The following is a 15,092-nucleotide window of genomic DNA, read 5'->3' as shown; positions in this document are numbered from 1 at the left end:
TCTCAGCGGCCCACCCTCATTCCGGCCGGTGCCGGTCCGGCTCCAGCCGCGCCTTCAGATGGGCCAGCAGCGGGAAAAGGCCGGTGCAGACGGCCAGCAGCACGCCCCAGCCGCCCTCCCGCCAGCCGCCGCGGCTGACCAGGGACTTGAAGAAGCGAGAGACGAAGCGGCGGAGGTTGCCGGGCAGCGTCCCGATCCTCCCGGAGGCCAGCAGGTCCATAGCCTTGGCCGAGGAATAGCGGTCGAGCCGGCGGAGCATGTCGGAGATGTCGCGGTCCAGGTGGTGCTGGATCCCCCAGGCGGTGATCCGCGCGCCCTCCGTCCCCTGCCAGTCGAGGCCGGGATGCACGCGCTGGGGCCGCCAGCGCTTGGCACCGCGGCGGAACAGCACGGGCTTCAGCGTGGTGCCGAAGCTGCCGGCCCAGCCGTGGCGGATCAGCCGGTCGCCGACGAAGTTGTCCACGCGCACGCGATGGAAGGCGTGCTCCGACGCGGCGGTGACGCGGCGGATCTCCGCCCAGAGCTCGTCCGGCACCGTCTCGTCCGCGTCCACCTCCAGGATCCAGTCGCCGGTGCAGGCGTCGATGCCGGCGTTGCGTCGGTCGCCCTCCAGGTCCCAGGCGCCTTCCAGCACACGGGCACCATAGCGATGCACGATGGCGACGCTCGTGTCCGTGGTGCGGTCCAGCACGACCATGATCTCGTCCGCCCCGGCGAGGCTGGCGAGGCAGGTCGGCAGGCGCGCCGCCTCGTTCCGCGCGACGACGAGGGCGGAGATGCGGGGCGACCTCACGCCGCCACCTGCATTGGTAGCAGGTCGCGCGCGGCGGCCAGGGCGGCTTCCACGGACACGCCGGTCATCTGCCCGTCCGGGGCCACCACGGCGCGGGCGGCGCGGCCGACCGGACCATACTCGTCCGCCGGGGTGGGGCCGAACAGGCCGAGGGTGGGGGCGCCAGCGGCAGCGGAGAGATGCATCAGCCCGGAATCATTGCCCACGAAGAGCCCCGCACGCGAGAGGAGGGCGGCGGCCTCCGGCAAGGCGAGCTTCCCGACGAGGTCCACCGCGTCCGGCAGGGCGGCGATCAAGGGGGCGGCCATGGCGCGCTCCTCCGCCCCGGGACCGCCGAGCAGCACGGGACGGGCGCCGGCCAGCGGGCCGTCCGGGGCGGTCAGGGCGCGGGCCAGGGCAGCGAAGCGGTCCGCCGGCCAGACCTTGCGGTGCCAGTTGGCCGTGGGACCGAGGGCGAGGATCGGGCCGGTCGGAAGCAGGGCGTCCACCGCCGCCGAATCCTCGGGCGCGAACCACGCCACGGGACGGGGCGGCGGGTCCAGGCGAAGCACCTCCGCGATATGGCCGAGTCGGTGGCCGGGGCGGCGGCCGCCCCGCATCACCGCCCGCCGCCGGGCCGGGACCATCCAGCCGAGCGCCGAGCCGCGCAGGTCCACCACCAGGTCCCAGAAGGTCGTCGCCACCTGCCCCCAGAGGACCGGCCAATGGAGGGACCAGGGCCGCTTGGCCACCACGATCGTCCGTTCCCGCCCGGGCATGCGGGCGAAGACGCCCTCGGCCACCGGGCCGCAGGCCACCGTGATGCGGGCCCCGGGATGGGCCCGCAGAAGGTGGTCCAGCAGCCCCGTGGAGAGCACGGCATCGCCGATCCGGGTGGAGGTGACAAAGAGGATCCGCATGGAGGCCGGGGGTCTAGCACGTCCCGCACCCGTCTGGACCAGCCGGGTGGGGCCAGGGCGCTTGCGGGACGGCGGGGGGCATCCGATCTGCCCCGCATGCCCAGCACTCCCCTCCCCGACCGCGGACTTGTTGAGGTTTCCGGCCCCGATCGCGTGGCGTTCCTACAAGGGCTGGTGTCCAACGACGTCACGGCGGTCGCGCCGGGGCGGGCGGTCTGGGCGGCGCTGCTCTCGCCTCAGGGGAAGTGGATCACCGATTTTCTAATGCTGGAGGAGCCGTCCCTGGCGCCCGAGGCGCTGCTGCTGGACGTTCCGCTCGCCGATGCGACCTTGATCGTGGAGCGGCTCTCCCGCTTCCGCCTCCGCTCCAAGGTTGCCCTGCGGGATCGGTCCGAGGATCTGGGCGTGTCGGCGGCCTGGGGGCCGGAGGCGGGACGCGGCCTGCCCGATCCGCGCGTCCCGGAGGCTGGCATGCGGTTCTACGGGTCCCGGGTGGAGAGGGCGGCCAAAGGCGACGACTATGACCGCCACCGGCTGTCGCTGGGCCTGCCCGACGGGGTGCGGGACCTGGACCGGGACAAGACGGTCCTGCTGGAGGCCGGCTTCGACGAGCTGGGCGGCATCTCCTGGACCAAGGGCTGCTACATGGGCCAGGAACTGACCGCCCGCACCCGCTACCGCGGCCTGCTCAAGCGGCGATTGGTACCGGTGGCGGTGGAAGGCCCCCTGCCCCCTCGCGACACGCCGGTGCTGCTGGATGGCCGGGAGGTGGGCGAGATGCGCTCCGGCCAGGGTGATCTCGGGCTGGCGCTGCTGCGGCTGGAGGCGATCGGGGCACCGGCACTCGCCTGCGGGGAGGCCGTGCTGCACCCCCGCGTTCCCGCCTGGATGCGGCTGCCGGAAGCGGCGGCGTGATCGGCGCCATTTTCGACGGCACCGCCGACGTCCTGCCCGTCATCCTTCTCGAGCCTCTATCCCTGAACTTCGTCCAGAGCGGCCGGGGCAAGACGCGGTGTGCCGCCCGCAACGGCCCGGGCGCTTGGGACGCCAAACCGGGGCGGTGATCCGGCGGCCGGGCGGGATGCCGTCCGGCCGCTGACGCGGGCCGCTACCCGTTCACCACGTCGCCGCCATTCGGATGCAGCACCTGCCCGCTGATGTAGGAGCTGTCCGCCTCCGAGGCGAGGAAGATGTAGGAGGGCGCGACCTCATCCGGCTGGCCGGCGCGGCCCATCTGCGAGTTCGCGCCATGCGCCGCGGTGCGCTCGGCGTCGAAGCTCGCGGGGATCAGCGGCGTCCAGATCGGGCCCGGCGCGACCGCGTTCACCCGGATCTTGCGGGATTTGTAGAGCTGGCCCGCGAGCGAGCGCGTGAAGGCGACGATCGCGCCCTTCGTGCTCGCGTAATCCACGAGCTGCGGCGATCCGCGATAGGCGGTGATGGAGGTCGTGTTGATGATCGCCCCGCCCTCCGGCATGTGGGCGAGAGCGTACTTCGCCATCCAGAAATAGCCGAAGATGTTCGTGCGGAAGGTGCGCTCGACCTGCGCCTCCTCGATGGTCGCGAAGTCGTCGTTCTCGTGCTGCTCGGCGGCATTGTTCACGAGGATGTCGATGCGGCCGAGGAAGGCCGCGGCCTTTGCCACCGCGTCCTTCGCGAAGGCCGGATCGCCCACGTCTCCGGCGATCAGATGGCAATTCCGGCCCGTCGCCTCGACCAGCGCCTTCGTCTCGGAAGCGTCGTTGTGCTCGTCCTTGTAGACGATGACGACGTCCGCGCCCTCCTTCGCGAAGCCGATCGCGACGGCGCGGCCGATGCCGGAATCACCGCCGGTGACGAGCGCGGTCTTGCCCATCAGCTTCCCGGCCGCGCGCCAGTTCTCCATCGAGGATTGCGGGCGCGGCGTCATCTCGGACTCGATCCCAGGCTGGCGATCCTGCGACTGCGGCGGCTGCAGCTTCGGCTTCTTGTCTTCGGACATCAGCAATTCCCTTCGCTCGCGGCGATGGGGTGGGGAACGGGTGGCGCGCGGCGTGGGTTGCGACACGACATCGTCGCATCGTCAACGCCGCGACAGATTGCCGCAGCGGGCGGTCCTGCCTTCAGGAACGCGAATCAGATGCTCGGGCGGCCGCGGCGAGACGAGCGACATGATCTGCGCCCGAGGTCACGTTCGGTACCATGCCGATAGCGGGTGCCCACCGGTTCGCGGCACGCCGAGGGGGCGGAGGATCACCGGGGCGGCGATTTCGTTTCTCGACGCCCCCAGCCGATCAGAACGGCGCTGACCACGCCGAGGACGGCGCCCAGCAGGATCCCGCGCAGCCAGGACGAGATGCCGAGATCGTGGGCGATAGTCCCGGCCAGCATGCCGAGCACGATCGAGACGACGAGCATGATCGCGAGGATCGCAACCCAGGACAGGCGTGGGTGACCGGGCTCCATGGCGCTGCTCCCGCTCGGGGAGGCCGAGGTTAGTCCGGACCGGTTCGCCATCACAACAGCGCCCACAGGCCCGGCCACACCGGCGGCGCCGTTCACGCCGATGTGGTAGAGCCAGGCCGGGTCCGGGTGCCCCTGGGGCAGCGATGCTGCATTGCAGCAGGTCTGGGGACATGCGACCGATGAACCTTCACCGTCGGACACGGGGCGTGGGTTCAGGGACAGAGCAGACGGCCGATCCGGTCAGCAGGGGGGACGGGCCGAAGCCGCCCCATGTTCCTCTCCCCCTCCTCGCGGCCATTACCTTCAGCGCGACGCTCGGAATGCACGTTTTCGTGCCGGCGCTGCCCCTGGCGGCGCGGGACCTCGGCACCAGCGCCGGGGCGATGCAGATGACGGTCAGCGTCTACGTCCTCGGGCTCGCCTTCGGGCAGCTCGTCTACGGCCCGATCTCGGACCGGTTCGGACGGCGGCCGGTGCTGATGGCGGGGTTGACCCTCTTCACCCTGGCCGGGCTCGGCGCAGCGCTGGCGCCGGATGCCTGGGCGCTGATCGCGGCGCGGCTGCTCCAGGCACTCGGAGGCTGCGCGGGCATGGTGCTGGCGCGCGCGATCATCCGCGATATCGCGGGCCCAAAGGACGCGGCGCGGCGCCTGGCGCTCATGAACCTGATGGTGACGGTGGGACCGGGGCTGGCGCCGCTGGTCGGCAACGCGGTGGCGCATGCGGCGGGGTGGCGGCCGGTGCTGCTGCTCCTCTGCGGCCTCGGCATCGTCAACCTGCTGCTCACCTGGCGCCTGCTGCCGGAAACCGGCCGCACGGGGGGCGTCGACACGGCGGTGCTGATCCGGAACTACGGGCGGCTGCTGCGCTCCCCGGCCTTCCTCGGCTATTCCATCGGCGGGGGCTGCGCGACGACGGCCATGTACGCCTTCATTGCCTCCGCCCCCTTCATCCTGGTGGACGAGCTGCGGCGGCCGCCGGACGAGGTGGGGATCATCCTGGCTGTCCTGATCTCCGGCGTGTGGCTCGGCAGCGTGCTGGCGAGCCGGTTGGTGACGCGCGCCCCGCTGGACCGGTTGCTGGTGCAGGGAAGCCTCGTCTCCCTGGTGGGGTCGCTCGGACTCCTGGCGGCGGTGCTGACCGGACACCTCTCGGTCGCGATCGTGATCGGGACGATGTTCCTCTACACGCTCGGAGGCGGCGTCTCGGCGCCGGTGGCCCTGACCCAGGCGGTGAGCGTGAATCCGCAGGCCATCGGTTCGGCCTCAGGGCTCTACGGCTTCACGCAGATGGCGGTCGGAGCCATCTGCACGGCGCTGGCGGGACTGGGCGGCGACCCGGCGCTGGCCGCAGCCTTGGTGATGGCGGGCGCGGGCATCATCGGCCAGGCCGGCTACCGGATTGCCCTTCGGTGGCGGACGGCGGCGTAGGGGTCACCCCCGCCCGACGCCCCGCGCGAGGGCCGCGTCAAGCCCGGCCGGGTCGAGCGCGTCCAGGAGCGGGTTCGCCCGGAGGTCCCGGCCCCAGAGGGATTCCAGCGCCGTCACCACGGCGTCCGTGACGGGCAGGGACAGCCCCTTCGCCCGCGCGAGCCAGAGCGTGAAGGAGAGGCCATAGGGCACGTCCTCCGTGACGTAGCGGGTTTCCATCGTCGCGGGGCCGTGGACGGCGCCGCGGGAGACGGCGATGGCGGCCGCCATCTCATGCATGGGGCCGACCGCGACGCCGTTGGCGCGGTGGAGGGATTCTTCCAGCGGCAGGACGGTGATGCCGAAGGCCCCGGCGATCCGGTCCCGCTCCCGCGCGAGGTCGTTCATCAGGCGGCAGGCCGCCTCGGTCATCATTTCGTATTGCGGCCAGGGCTCGCCGCGCTCGATCCGCGTGAGGTTCGTCAGGGCCATGACAGCGTGGATGATCGGGTTGGCGTTGGACAGGCCGGCATGCAGCGCGTTCGGCGCCACGGGGCTGGCATGGCCGAAGAGCTCCGTCGCGAGCGCCCCCATCTCCGGCGCGGCAACCGCCGGGACGGCGGAGAGGTCCACGGCGGCCCGGATCGCGGCCACGCGCACCCGCTCCGGCGCCGGGCGGCGAGCGGTGACGGGGGTGGTCGCCATGGCGCCGATCGGGGCGCGGGCGGCGGGGGCGCCACGCGCGGCCAGCATCGCGTCCAGCGCCAGGGGCGAGAGCGAGGCGGCCGGCGCGATCAGCAGCGGCAGGCGGGGTGGCAGCGCCGCCGCGATCCGCGGCAGAAGGTCCGGGAAGGCGTAGGCGGGAACCGTCAGCAGGGCGGCCTCGGCGTTCCGGAGCGCGTCCGGCAGGTCGCGGGGGATTCGCAGCGGGAAGCGGCCGGTCAGCGCGCCCTCCGCCTCGATGCCGTCGGTCAAGGCGGCGGTGCCGGCGCCGGAGGGGGACCAGAGCGTCACATCATGTCCGCGCGACACGGCCAGCACGGCCGCGGCCGGCCCGATCGCGCCGGCGCCGAGAACGGTCAGACGCATGCCCCATCCACCCCTGTCATGAGCGGCGGCATCATGGGTGCGGAGGCGCGGCACGGCCAGGGGCAGACACCCGGCACGGGACGCGCATAGGCTGGCGGTCAAACCCGGAGACGAGATGATGACGACCTCGCGTCGCGCCGCTCTTTCACTTCCCGCGCTGCTCGCGATTCCCTGTGCGGCGACGGCGCAGACCGGCCCCTGGCCGAACAAGCCGGTGCGGGTCATCGTTCCCGCCCCCGGCGGCGCAGGGACGGCGGATACCGTGGCGCGCATCTACGCGCAGGAGCTCGAGCGCCGCCTGGGCCAGCGCGTGCTGGTGGACAATCGCGGCGGCGCCAACGGCAACATCGGCGCGGTGGCGGCGGCGCGCTCCGCCCCGGACGGCTACACGCTGCTCTGGTCCTGGGCGGGGACGCTGGCGACGAATCCCGCGCTCTATCCCGACCTGCCCTTCGATCCCGTGCGCGACTTCGACCCGGTGATCCTGGTGGGTAACGTGCCGAACATCCTGGTGGTGAACCGCGACCTTGGCCCGCGCAACATGGAGGAGTTCACGGCCTTCGCCCGTTCCCACCCGGGGGAGATCAACTTCGGCTCGACCGGCAACGGGTCGTCGATGCATCTGGCGGGCGAGCTCTACAAGGGGCTGACGGGCACGCAGATGACGCATGTCCCCTACACCGCGCCGGCCGCGGCGGTGACGGATCTGCTGTCGGGCCGGATCCAGGTCATGTTCAACCTCATCACCGGGGCGGCGCCGCAGGTGCGGGCGGGAAGCGTGGTCCCCATCGCCGTCCTGTCCGACCGCCGCGCGCCGCAGCTGCCCGAGGTGCCGACCACGGCGGAGATCGGCATGCCCGGCCTCGTTTTCGGGACCTGGTTCGGCATCCTGGTGCCGAAGGGGACGGACCCCGCCATCATCGCGCGCGTGAACGCCGTCTCGAACGAGGTGCTGGCCGATCCCGAGGCGAAGGCGAAGCTGGAACAGGCGGGGCTGGAGGTCTATGGCGGCCCGCCGGAGCGGCTGGCGACCTATCTCCGGGAGGAGATCGCCCGGCACGCGGGGCTCGTCCGGGGCGCGAACATCCGGCTGGAATAGACGCCGGGACGGTGCGCGGGCGGGCGGCCACCCCATATCCGGGGTTGGATGACTGCCCTTCCCCCGACCCTCCTGGATGTCCGCACGATCTACCTCGAACCCGCGGCGGCGGCGCACCCGCGCGGGCAGCAGGTCCTCGCGCGCTTCCCCGATGCGGAGCGGATCGAGGTCGCCTCCCACTGGCGGATCCCCGACCTGCGGGAGGGCGATCCCGGCGACTTCCTGCGGCCGAAGCGGGAGGTGATCGTGCTCGGCGTGAAGAAGGGGCTGGCCTTCCGGCCGAACGGGCGGTCCGCGGATTTCATCGCACCCTCCACCTCCAACGGCTGCGCGATGGCCTGCGCCTACTGCTATGTCGCGCGGCGGAAGGGGCACGCGAACCCGATCACCGTCTTCGTCAACATCGAGGCGATCACCGCGGCCTGCGCCCGCCACGCCGCGAAGCTCGGCCCGAAGGCGGAGCCGAACCAGGTGGACCCGCGGGACTGGGTCTATGACCTCGGCGAGAATGGCGACCTGTCGGTGGATGCCGCCGTGTCCGACAATGTGCGGGACCTCGTCGCGGCGTTCCGGGACATCCCGAACGGCAAGGGGTCTTTCGCCACGAAGTGGGTGAACCCCGATCTGCTGGGCTACGACCCGCGCGGGCGGACGCGGGTGCGGATGTCGCTCATGCCGCACGGGATGGCGAAGCTGCTGGACGTGCGCGCGGCGCCCATCCGCGACCGGCTGGCCTTCATCCCCGAGCTGCACCGCGCGGGCTATGAGGTGCACCTGAACTTCTCGCCCGTCGTGCTGCACGAGGGGTGGGAGGCGGAGTGGAAGGAGCTCTTCGCCGAGCTGGATGACGCGCTGCCCGGCACCGTGAAGGAGCAGCTGGCGGCGGAGGTCATCATGCTGACCCACAACCGCGATCTGCACGAGGTGAACCTCGCCTGGCATCCGCGCGCGGAGGAGGTGCTGTGGCGCCCCGACATCCAGGAGGAGAAGCTGTCCGAGGCCGGGGGCGTGAACCTGCGCTACCGCACGGGCTGGAAAGGGCGGTGGCTGTCGCGGTTCAAGGCGCTGCTGGCGGAGCGGATGCCCTATTGCCAGGTGCGCTATGCCTTTTGACGCGCCGTCCCCACCCGCGCGGCTCTGGGTTCCGAAGCGGGTGCTGGTGACGCCGGCGGCCATGGGCTGGGCGCACGGGGCCGCGATGGTGGAGCGTGCCGCGGCGCTCGGCGCGGAGGTGGTCCGGTTGAAGGCCGATCGCCTGTCCGGGTTGCCGGCGGATTACAGGGAGGCGAAGCGGACCCTCGCCGTGACGGTCGCCTCTCCATCGAGGCGACGGCCGCAGCCGATCCCGCCCTCGGCAGACTGGCGCTTCGATCTGGCGGAGGGATGCCCCGCGCACTGCTCCTACTGCTACCTCGCGGGGTCGCTCTCCGGGCCGCCCGTGGTGCGGGCGTATGCGAACCTCCCGGAGATCCTGGCCGAGTTGCCGCCGCTGCTCGGGAAGGGGCAGGTCACGTCGGCGGACCCGGCACGCGCGGCGGAGGGCACGACCTACGAGGCCTCCTGCTACACCGACCCGCTGGGAATCGAGCACGTCACGGGGTCGCTGGCGGAGACGATCCGCTTCTTCGGCACCTGGGACGCGCCGGTCGGGCTGCGGTTCACCACGAAGTATGACGGGGTGGAGCCGCTGTTGGACCTCGCGCACGGGCGGCGAACGCGTATCCGCTTCTCCGTCAACGCGCGGGGGACGGAGCGGCATGAGGGCGGGGCGCCGCGCATGCCGGCGCGGCTGGCGGCGTTGCGGCGGGCGGCGATGGCGGGCTACCGCATCGGGCTGACGGTCGCGCCGATCATGCCCGTGCCGGCGTGGGAGGCGGCCTATGACGCGCTGCTGGCGGATTGCGCGGCGGCGCTGGACGGCGCGCCGGAACCCGATCTGACGGTGGAGTTCATCACCCACCGCTTCACCGAGGGATCGCGCGAGGTGCTGCAGGGCTGGTACCCCGGCTCCGACCTGGAGATGGACCCGGAGCAGCGCTCCAGGAAGTTGACGAAGTTCGGCTCGGCGAAGTTCGTCTTCCCGAAGGCGACGATGGCCGATCTGCGCCGCGCACTGGAGGCGAGCGCGGCGCGGCACCTGCCGGGGGCGCGGCGGCTCTACTGGACGTAGGGCGCTACTCGTAGGCGCCCATGATCGTCTGGTCGAAGTCGATCAGCGAGCCCGTCATCATCTCCGCCGCATCGGAGAGAAGATAGGTCGCGAGCCCCGCCACGTCGCGCGGGCGGATCAGGCGGCCGAAGGGCTGGGCGGGCTCCGCCTGTTCCAGCCAGTCCGGCGGGCGGCCGTCCCGCGCTTGGATGGCGTGCTCGCCGGGTGTGTCGGCCCAGCCGATGTTGATCCCGTTCACGCGGATGCGGAGCGGGCGCAGGCCGAGGGCGGTGTTCTTCGTCAGCGTCGCCAGTGCGCCCTTGGACGACGCGTAGGCCGTCAGGAAGGGCTGGCCGCCGTGGCTGGACATGGTGATGACGTTGACGACGGCACCGGGCCGCCCGGCATCCTTCAGCCGGCGCGCCATCGCCTGGGTCAGCAGGAAGGGCGCGCGGGCGTTCACGGCGAAGAGCCGGTCCCAGAGCGCGGCGGAGGTGTCCAGGACCGTGCCGCGATCCGTCAGGCCCGCCGCGTTCACCAGCCCGTCTACGAGGCCGAGCGCGGCCTCCGCCTGCGGGACGATGCTGGCCGTGGCTCCCGCATCTGCCAGATCGGCCGTAACGAAGTGGGCGTGGGTGCCAAGGGCGCGCAGCCGCTCCACCACTGCCGCGCCGCGCGCTGCATCGCGGCCGGTGATGCAGACTCCCGCAGCGCCGGCCTCGGCGGCCGCCAGCGCACAGCCCTCCCCGATCCCCTGCGTGCCGCCGGTGACGAGGACCACACGACCGTCCAGGCGCACGGGCGGAAGCGCGGTCACGCGGCGATGCCGGGCGGGATGGAATCGCCGAGCGACTGCATCAGCCGGTTCGCGTTGGCGAACATCGCGATGCTGTGGATGAGGTCCAGCACCTCCAGGTCGTCCAGCCCGGCCCCGCGCAGCGGACCCAGATCGGCCGAGTTCACCGCTTCCGGCGTGCGCGTCAGCTTGTCCGCGAAGGCGGAGACGGCGCGGCGGCGCGGGTCCGTGTCGGCCTCCCAGCCCTCGTCGAGGATGTGCTGCATCACCTCGGGCTGCTTCGACAGGTCGGCGAAACGTTTGGCGTGGACGGAGGTGCAGTAGACGCAGCCATTCGCCATGGAGGTCACGGCGGTGGCGAGCTCTCGCTCGGCGCGCGGCAGGCCGCGGGGCGCGTACATCACCGTGTTGAACAGCGCACCGCGTTCCCCAAGCGACGCCGGGTCGTTGGCGAGGGTCAGGAAGTAGGTGGAGCGGCGCTGCGCCGGGGGGCACGCCTCCAGCGCCGCGAGTTGCGCGGGGGTCGCCGTCTCCGCCTGGACGGGCGGGACGCGGGGGTTCCAGCCGACCTCCTGCATGGTGAAGCGGCTCATGCGGCGTCCTCCTGCAGCATCGCGCGAAGCCCCGCGAGGAGCCGGACCTGATAGGGCACGAAGGCCGTGAGCTGCGTCACCGCCACGATGTCGCGCGGAGTCAGGCCGAGGGCGGTGAGGTCATCGATCGTCTCCTGCGTCACCGCCTCCGGCTTCGCGGCCACCGTGTCGGCATAGCGCAGCAGGGCGGCGAGGCGGCCCTCCACCGGGGCGCCGGACAGGTCCTCGGCCAGCATCAGGGCCTCCGGATCCTCCGCCAGCAGGGCGCGGTAGCGGTCGGCCAGGGCGTCGTCGCCCTCCCGCAGCGCGACGCGAAGGGCCAGGGCGGCGCGGTGGGCGGGCGGGACGGTACCGGGGTCCTCCGGCATCAGCAGCTCGCGATAGGCGCCCTGGGCGTGGCGCAGCGCCTCCGGCCGGCGGCGGCGGAGCTGTCCGATGGGGGAGTCCGGGGTGACGCCCAGGATGCTCTCGATCAGGTCTTCGGGTTCGGCGCTCAAGCGGGGCCTCCGGTGAAGGGCGCCCATTCGTCGCCCTGGAGTTCGGGGGTGTCGTAGGCCTTCAGCCGCTCGAAATGGGCCTCGCGGTCCTCGACGAACAGGGATCGGGCGATGCCGCGCGCCAGGCGCTGCGCCCCGGCGGAGATGGCAGGGATATCGCCGGCCAGCTTGCCGGCGGAGAGGCTGGCCGGGTGGTTGAAGGCGTGGATGTGCCGCAGCGCCGGGCAGGCGCCCGGCACCTTCTCCTGGAAGGCGAAATCGGCGTCGAGGTCGGGGGAGAAGGACAGCTCCTCGCTCTCCTCCCCCGGCGGCGTCGGGAATCGATCGCCCCAGAAGCGGATATGCCGGGCGATGAGCGCGAACTCCGGCCGCCGGTCCAGGTCCACGCGGAAGCCGGTGGCGAAGATGAGGAAATCCAGCTCATAGGAGCCGTGCGGCGTCGTCACACGGAGCGCGCCGCCCGTTTGCTCCAGCGACCGGATCGGGCTGGACAGGTGCAGGCGGGCATGGGGATGGCGGGCCACGCGCAGCGTGCTGTCCCGAGGCGGCGGGGTCTGGGCGGCGTTGGCGTGGTGGACGAAGCGCCACTTCCATTCATCCGGCAGGCCGGCGAAGCCGTGCACGACGCCCTGGCTGCCGATGCCCGTGAACTTGTTGACCCGCGGCAGGGCCGGACGGCGGACGAAGAGGTCGAGCGAGGCGGCCCCGGCCTCCAGCGCCGTCGCGGCATTGTCCATGGCGGAGGCGCCGGCCCCGACCACCCCCACGCGCTTCCCGCGCAGGGCCGCGAAGTCGATCGTGTCGCGGGAATGGGCCCAGAAGCGACGGTCCACCCCCAGTGCCATGTCCGGCACGAACTCGCCACCCAGCCCATCCCGTCCGGTCGCGAGGACGAGGCGGCGGCAGAGGACCGGCGGGCCCACCTCCATCTCCAGCGCGATCAGCCCGTCCTCGCGCGGGCGGATCAGGGTGACGTGGACGCCGTTCTCCACCGGCACCGCCATCACGCGGCGGTACCAGTTCAGGTAGTCCATCCATTGGGTGCGCGGGATCTTGTCCAGTTGCGTCCAGGGCTCGGCGCCGAACTGGGCCTCGAACCAGGCGCGGAAGGTCAGCGCGGGCAGGCCCAGGGCAGGGCCGGTCAGGCCCTTGGGGGAGCGCAGCGTCTCCATCCGGGCGAAGGTGACCCAAGGGCCTTCCTGGCCCTGCTCGGCGCGGTCCAGCACCCGTTGCCGGTCGATCCCGATCAGACGCAGTGCGGCGGAGGCCGCCAGCCCCGCCATGCCGCCGCCGATGACGGCCACGTCGGTGACGGAGCGGCCGTCAGTCTCGCGCGGGGGGACCCAGGGCTTGGCGGGAAGCTCCAGCCAGTCCAGGTCCTGGCGCAGCCGGGCCTCCAGGGCGTCCAGGCCGGTCACAGGGAGAAGCGAATGGTCCACGGGGGCGTGTCTTATGTCGGATGACCCGCGGCGTCACGCGCCGGCGGCGGGGCGGAACCGGGAACCGATCCTGGCGGCCCTGCGCCGCCTTCTGCCGCTACGGGGCCTGGTGCTGGAGGTGGCGAGCGGGTCGGGCGAGCACGCCGCCCATTTCGCCGCCGCCCTGCCCGGCCTGACCTTCCAGCCGAGCGACCCCGATCCCGGGGCACGGGCCAGCACCGATGCCTGGACGGCGGGAATGCCGAATGTGCGGCCCGCCCTGGCGCTGGATGCGGCGGCCGGGTCCTGGCCGCTGGCGCGGGCCGATGCGGTGCTCTGCATCAACATGATCCACATCGCGCCCTGGGTAGCGACGCTGGGGCTTCTGCGGGGCGCGGGGGCAGTGCTGCCCGCAGGCGGGCCGCTGGTGCTCTACGGCCCGTATCGGCGCGGCGGGGCGCATACGGCCCCGAGCAACGCGAGCTTCGACGAATCCCTCCGCAGGCGGAATCCGGAATGGGGCGTGCGCGACCTGGAGGCGGTGGCGGCGGCCGCCGCGGCGCAGGGCTTCGGGCCGCCGGAGGTGGAGGAGATGCCGGCGAACAACCTCGTCGTCGCCTTCCGCCGGGGTTAAACGCCGTCAGCAGACCTCGACCGAAGATCGCGCCGCCCGGTCCAGCACCGTCTGGATCGCATCCGAGGTCGGGTGCTGCGAGTCATCGACCATCACGAAGATCGCTCGCAGCGCCACCTTCTCCATCGGCGGCGGGTTGGTGCGGAGCTGCCCCTGCGCGTCCACATAGGCGATCGGGGTGCCGAAATTGGCCTGCAGGACGGCAAACGCGACCTGGCACCAGGGCAGCCCGTCCACCGAGACCTCATAGCGCAGGCACTCGTCGCCCTCGCTGGAGAAGAGGCGCTCGATGATCCGCTCGGCGCCCGGGGCGACGATGGCGCGCACGATCATCTCGGGATAGGCGCGCAGCGGGCGCAGCACGGCGTCCGCGCCCGCGCGGCGCAGGCGCGGCCGGTTCGAATCTTCCACGCATTCCGCGACGATGCGGGCCTTCGCACCGCGCTCCCGCAGGCGGTGGATCAGGTCGAAGGCCCGGCTGTCGGAAAGGCGGTCGGCGTCCTGCGCCGCCAGGATGACAATGAAGCGGGCCTCGTCCACGCCGGCGTCCGAGAGCGCGTCGGGATCGTCGAAGCGGCCGCGCACCTGCACGATCCGCTTGTCGTCCACGAGTTCGAGCGGAAGCGCCTCCGGGAAGTCCTCGGTCAGCAGGAGGGAGCGGATGCCCGTCAGCCCGGCATGGGACGCGTGGAGCTGGTCCAGCAGGCGGCGGAGATAGGGGCACGGATTCTCGGCCGGCGCGTTGATGAAGACGATGTGGTCTCGCAACTTCCACCTCCATTCCCCGCGCCGCATCCGCAGGCGCCGGAGGATCCGCAGCTCGAAGAAGGTTGTGGCCGCCTGCGTCAGCAGGAAGATTCCGGACAGGTAGATCAGGATGATCGTCGCGGCCCGGCCCGCCGGTGTCTTCGCTGCCAGGTCGCCGTAGCCGGTCGTGGTGATGGTGGTGAACGTGAGCCAGGTCGCCTCGTCGAGGGACATGCCCTCGATCGCCATCATCGCCTCGATGTGCAGGCTGACGAGGAGCAACAGGCCGAGCAGCGTGATCCGCAGCCGGTCCGTCAGGTCCTGGATGACGCTGCCGGGACGGCGGCGCGGCCGCGGCTCGTCCGGCGCGTCGGGGCCGGCCTGCAGCCGTTCGGGGGCGCCGGGCACGGCCGCGCTATGCCCCGCCGGGCCAGGCCGGGCCGCGGGCAGCCCCGGCAGGCCGGGTGCTCCGGCATGTCTCGACGTCCAGGCGAATGGCCCCTCTCCAACCCATTGCAGAGGCG

17 protein-coding genes are annotated in these 15,092 nt (G+C 72.3%); 7 read left to right on the top strand and 10 right to left on the bottom strand.

The features are described 5' to 3' along the window. Positions 1-16: 16 nt before the first annotated feature. Both ACP6CK_RS27410 and ACP6CK_RS27405 read right to left on the bottom strand, forming a co-directional pair. Complete coding sequence (locus tag ACP6CK_RS27410) at positions 17-793, bottom strand: glycosyltransferase family 2 protein (RefSeq protein WP_426956506.1); 777 nt, start codon at positions 791-793, stop codon at positions 17-19. Then, entirely contained in the window at positions 790-1,692 is a 903-nt protein-coding gene (locus ACP6CK_RS27405) for a glycosyltransferase family 9 protein (protein ID WP_426956505.1), read from the bottom strand. The genes ACP6CK_RS27410 and ACP6CK_RS27405 overlap by 4 nt, the downstream gene beginning before the upstream one ends. Before the next feature lie 96 nt (positions 1,693-1,788). Here ACP6CK_RS27405 and ACP6CK_RS27400 point away from each other — a divergent pair, with 96 nt between their 5' ends. Together ACP6CK_RS27400 and ACP6CK_RS27395 are read left to right on the top strand one after the other, a co-directional pair. After that, on the top strand, positions 1,789-2,607 hold the full coding sequence (locus ACP6CK_RS27400) for a YgfZ/GcvT domain-containing protein (RefSeq protein ID WP_426956504.1): 819 nt from the start codon (positions 1,789-1,791) through the stop codon (positions 2,605-2,607). Next, positions 2,604-2,756 carry a hypothetical protein gene (locus ACP6CK_RS27395; protein ID WP_426956503.1) on the top strand — a complete coding sequence of 51 codons (153 nt, stop codon included), beginning with the start codon at positions 2,604-2,606 and terminating at the stop codon, positions 2,754-2,756. Before ACP6CK_RS27400 ends, ACP6CK_RS27395 begins: the two co-directional genes overlap by 4 nt. Before the next feature lie 44 nt (positions 2,757-2,800). Here ACP6CK_RS27395 and ACP6CK_RS27390 read toward each other — a convergent pair whose 3' ends face one another. After that, on the bottom strand, positions 2,801-3,673 hold the full coding sequence (locus ACP6CK_RS27390) for an SDR family oxidoreductase (RefSeq protein WP_426956502.1): 873 nt from the start codon (positions 3,671-3,673) through the stop codon (positions 2,801-2,803). Positions 3,674-3,924: 251 nt separating this feature from the next. Next, positions 3,925-4,137, bottom strand: a complete 213-nt coding sequence (locus ACP6CK_RS27385) for a hypothetical protein (protein WP_426956501.1) — start codon at positions 4,135-4,137, stop codon at positions 3,925-3,927. A gap of 143 nt (positions 4,138-4,280) precedes the next feature. On the opposite strand from ACP6CK_RS27385, the gene ACP6CK_RS27380 reads away from it, so the two are divergent. After that, positions 4,281-5,567 carry a multidrug effflux MFS transporter gene (locus ACP6CK_RS27380; RefSeq protein ID WP_426956500.1) on the top strand — a complete coding sequence of 429 codons (1,287 nt, stop codon included), beginning with the start codon at positions 4,281-4,283 and terminating at the stop codon, positions 5,565-5,567. Between the two features lie 3 nt (positions 5,568-5,570). Here ACP6CK_RS27380 and ACP6CK_RS27375 read toward each other — a convergent pair whose 3' ends face one another. Further along, positions 5,571-6,635: an NAD/NADP octopine/nopaline dehydrogenase family protein gene (locus tag ACP6CK_RS27375; RefSeq protein ID WP_426956499.1), complete on the bottom strand. Its 1,065-nt coding sequence runs from the start codon at positions 6,633-6,635 to the stop codon at positions 5,571-5,573. A gap of 115 nt (positions 6,636-6,750) precedes the next feature. On the opposite strand from ACP6CK_RS27375, the gene ACP6CK_RS27370 reads away from it, so the two are divergent. The 3 genes from ACP6CK_RS27370 to ACP6CK_RS27360 are packed head-to-tail and all read left to right on the top strand — an operon-like array spanning position 6,751 to position 9,904. Beyond that, complete coding sequence (locus ACP6CK_RS27370) at positions 6,751-7,734, top strand: Bug family tripartite tricarboxylate transporter substrate binding protein (protein WP_426956498.1); 984 nt, start codon at positions 6,751-6,753, stop codon at positions 7,732-7,734. A gap of 48 nt (positions 7,735-7,782) precedes the next feature. Further along, positions 7,783-8,847, top strand: a complete 1,065-nt coding sequence (locus tag ACP6CK_RS27365; RefSeq protein ID WP_426956497.1) for a spore photoproduct lyase family protein — start codon at positions 7,783-7,785, stop codon at positions 8,845-8,847. Next, positions 8,837-9,904 carry a radical SAM protein gene (locus ACP6CK_RS27360; RefSeq protein WP_426956496.1) on the top strand — a complete coding sequence of 356 codons (1,068 nt, stop codon included), beginning with the start codon at positions 8,837-8,839 and terminating at the stop codon, positions 9,902-9,904. Before ACP6CK_RS27365 ends, ACP6CK_RS27360 begins: the two co-directional genes overlap by 11 nt. A gap of 4 nt (positions 9,905-9,908) precedes the next feature. On the opposite strand, the gene ACP6CK_RS27355 is transcribed toward ACP6CK_RS27360, so the two are convergent. Genes ACP6CK_RS27355 through ACP6CK_RS27340 form a run of 4 tightly spaced genes read right to left on the bottom strand, consistent with a single transcriptional unit; the run spans position 9,909 to position 13,208 of the window. Next, complete coding sequence (locus tag ACP6CK_RS27355; RefSeq protein ID WP_426956495.1) at positions 9,909-10,700, bottom strand: SDR family oxidoreductase; 792 nt, start codon at positions 10,698-10,700, stop codon at positions 9,909-9,911. Beyond that, positions 10,697-11,272 carry a peroxidase-related enzyme gene (locus ACP6CK_RS27350; RefSeq protein WP_426956494.1) on the bottom strand — a complete coding sequence of 192 codons (576 nt, stop codon included), beginning with the start codon at positions 11,270-11,272 and terminating at the stop codon, positions 10,697-10,699. The genes ACP6CK_RS27355 and ACP6CK_RS27350 overlap by 4 nt, the downstream gene beginning before the upstream one ends. After that, entirely contained in the window at positions 11,269-11,769 is a 501-nt protein-coding gene (locus ACP6CK_RS27345) for a CMD domain-containing protein (RefSeq protein WP_426956493.1), read from the bottom strand. Before ACP6CK_RS27345 ends, ACP6CK_RS27350 begins: the two co-directional genes overlap by 4 nt. Then, positions 11,766-13,208 (bottom strand): NAD(P)-binding domain-containing protein, encoded by a 1,443-nt coding sequence (locus ACP6CK_RS27340; RefSeq protein WP_426956492.1) that lies wholly within the window; start codon positions 13,206-13,208, stop codon positions 11,766-11,768. The genes ACP6CK_RS27345 and ACP6CK_RS27340 overlap by 4 nt, the downstream gene beginning before the upstream one ends. A gap of 13 nt (positions 13,209-13,221) precedes the next feature. On the opposite strand from ACP6CK_RS27340, the gene ACP6CK_RS27335 reads away from it, so the two are divergent. Then, the gene (locus ACP6CK_RS27335; protein WP_426956491.1) at positions 13,222-13,821 is read left to right on the top strand and encodes a DUF938 domain-containing protein; all 600 of its coding nucleotides are present in this window, start codon (positions 13,222-13,224) and stop codon (positions 13,819-13,821) included. Positions 13,822-13,827: 6 nt separating this feature from the next. Here the strand turns inward: ACP6CK_RS27335 and ACP6CK_RS27330 are convergent, their stop codons facing one another. Beyond that, positions 13,828-14,976, bottom strand: a complete 1,149-nt coding sequence (locus ACP6CK_RS27330) for an ion channel (protein ID WP_426956490.1) — start codon at positions 14,974-14,976, stop codon at positions 13,828-13,830. Between the last annotated feature and the right edge of the window lie 116 nt (positions 14,977-15,092).

The sequence above is a fragment of the Muricoccus radiodurans genome, from assembly GCF_050154705.1.
Classification (GTDB): Bacteria; Pseudomonadota; Alphaproteobacteria; order Acetobacterales; family Acetobacteraceae; genus Roseomonas; species Roseomonas radiodurans.
The sequence above is the reverse complement of the archived record's forward strand: the minus strand, read 5'-3'. Positions and strand labels throughout refer to the sequence as shown.

Excerpts from the sequence above, each read along its gene's own strand:
- ACP6CK_RS27405 (WP_426956505.1), bottom strand. The coding sequence starts at position 1,692 with ATGCGGATCCTCTTTGTCACCTCCACCCGGATCGGCGATGCCGTGCTC.
- ACP6CK_RS27400 (WP_426956504.1), top strand. The coding sequence starts at position 1,789 with ATGCCCAGCACTCCCCTCCCCGACCGCGGACTTGTTGAGGTTTCCGGC.
- ACP6CK_RS27390 (WP_426956502.1), bottom strand. The coding sequence starts at position 3,673 with ATGTCCGAAGACAAGAAGCCGAAGCTGCAGCCGCCGCAGTCGCAGGAT.
- ACP6CK_RS27385 (WP_426956501.1), bottom strand. The coding sequence starts at position 4,137 with ATGGAGCCCGGTCACCCACGCCTGTCCTGGGTTGCGATCCTCGCGATC.
- ACP6CK_RS27380 (WP_426956500.1), top strand. The coding sequence starts at position 4,281 with ATGCTGCATTGCAGCAGGTCTGGGGACATGCGACCGATGAACCTTCAC.
- ACP6CK_RS27375 (WP_426956499.1), bottom strand. The coding sequence starts at position 6,635 with ATGCGTCTGACCGTTCTCGGCGCCGGCGCGATCGGGCCGGCCGCGGCC.
- ACP6CK_RS27370 (WP_426956498.1), top strand. The coding sequence starts at position 6,751 with ATGATGACGACCTCGCGTCGCGCCGCTCTTTCACTTCCCGCGCTGCTC.
- ACP6CK_RS27365 (WP_426956497.1), top strand. The coding sequence starts at position 7,783 with ATGACTGCCCTTCCCCCGACCCTCCTGGATGTCCGCACGATCTACCTC.
- ACP6CK_RS27360 (WP_426956496.1), top strand. The coding sequence starts at position 8,837 with ATGCCTTTTGACGCGCCGTCCCCACCCGCGCGGCTCTGGGTTCCGAAG.
- ACP6CK_RS27350 (WP_426956494.1), bottom strand. The coding sequence starts at position 11,272 with ATGAGCCGCTTCACCATGCAGGAGGTCGGCTGGAACCCCCGCGTCCCG.
- ACP6CK_RS27335 (WP_426956491.1), top strand. The coding sequence starts at position 13,222 with ATGTCGGATGACCCGCGGCGTCACGCGCCGGCGGCGGGGCGGAACCGG.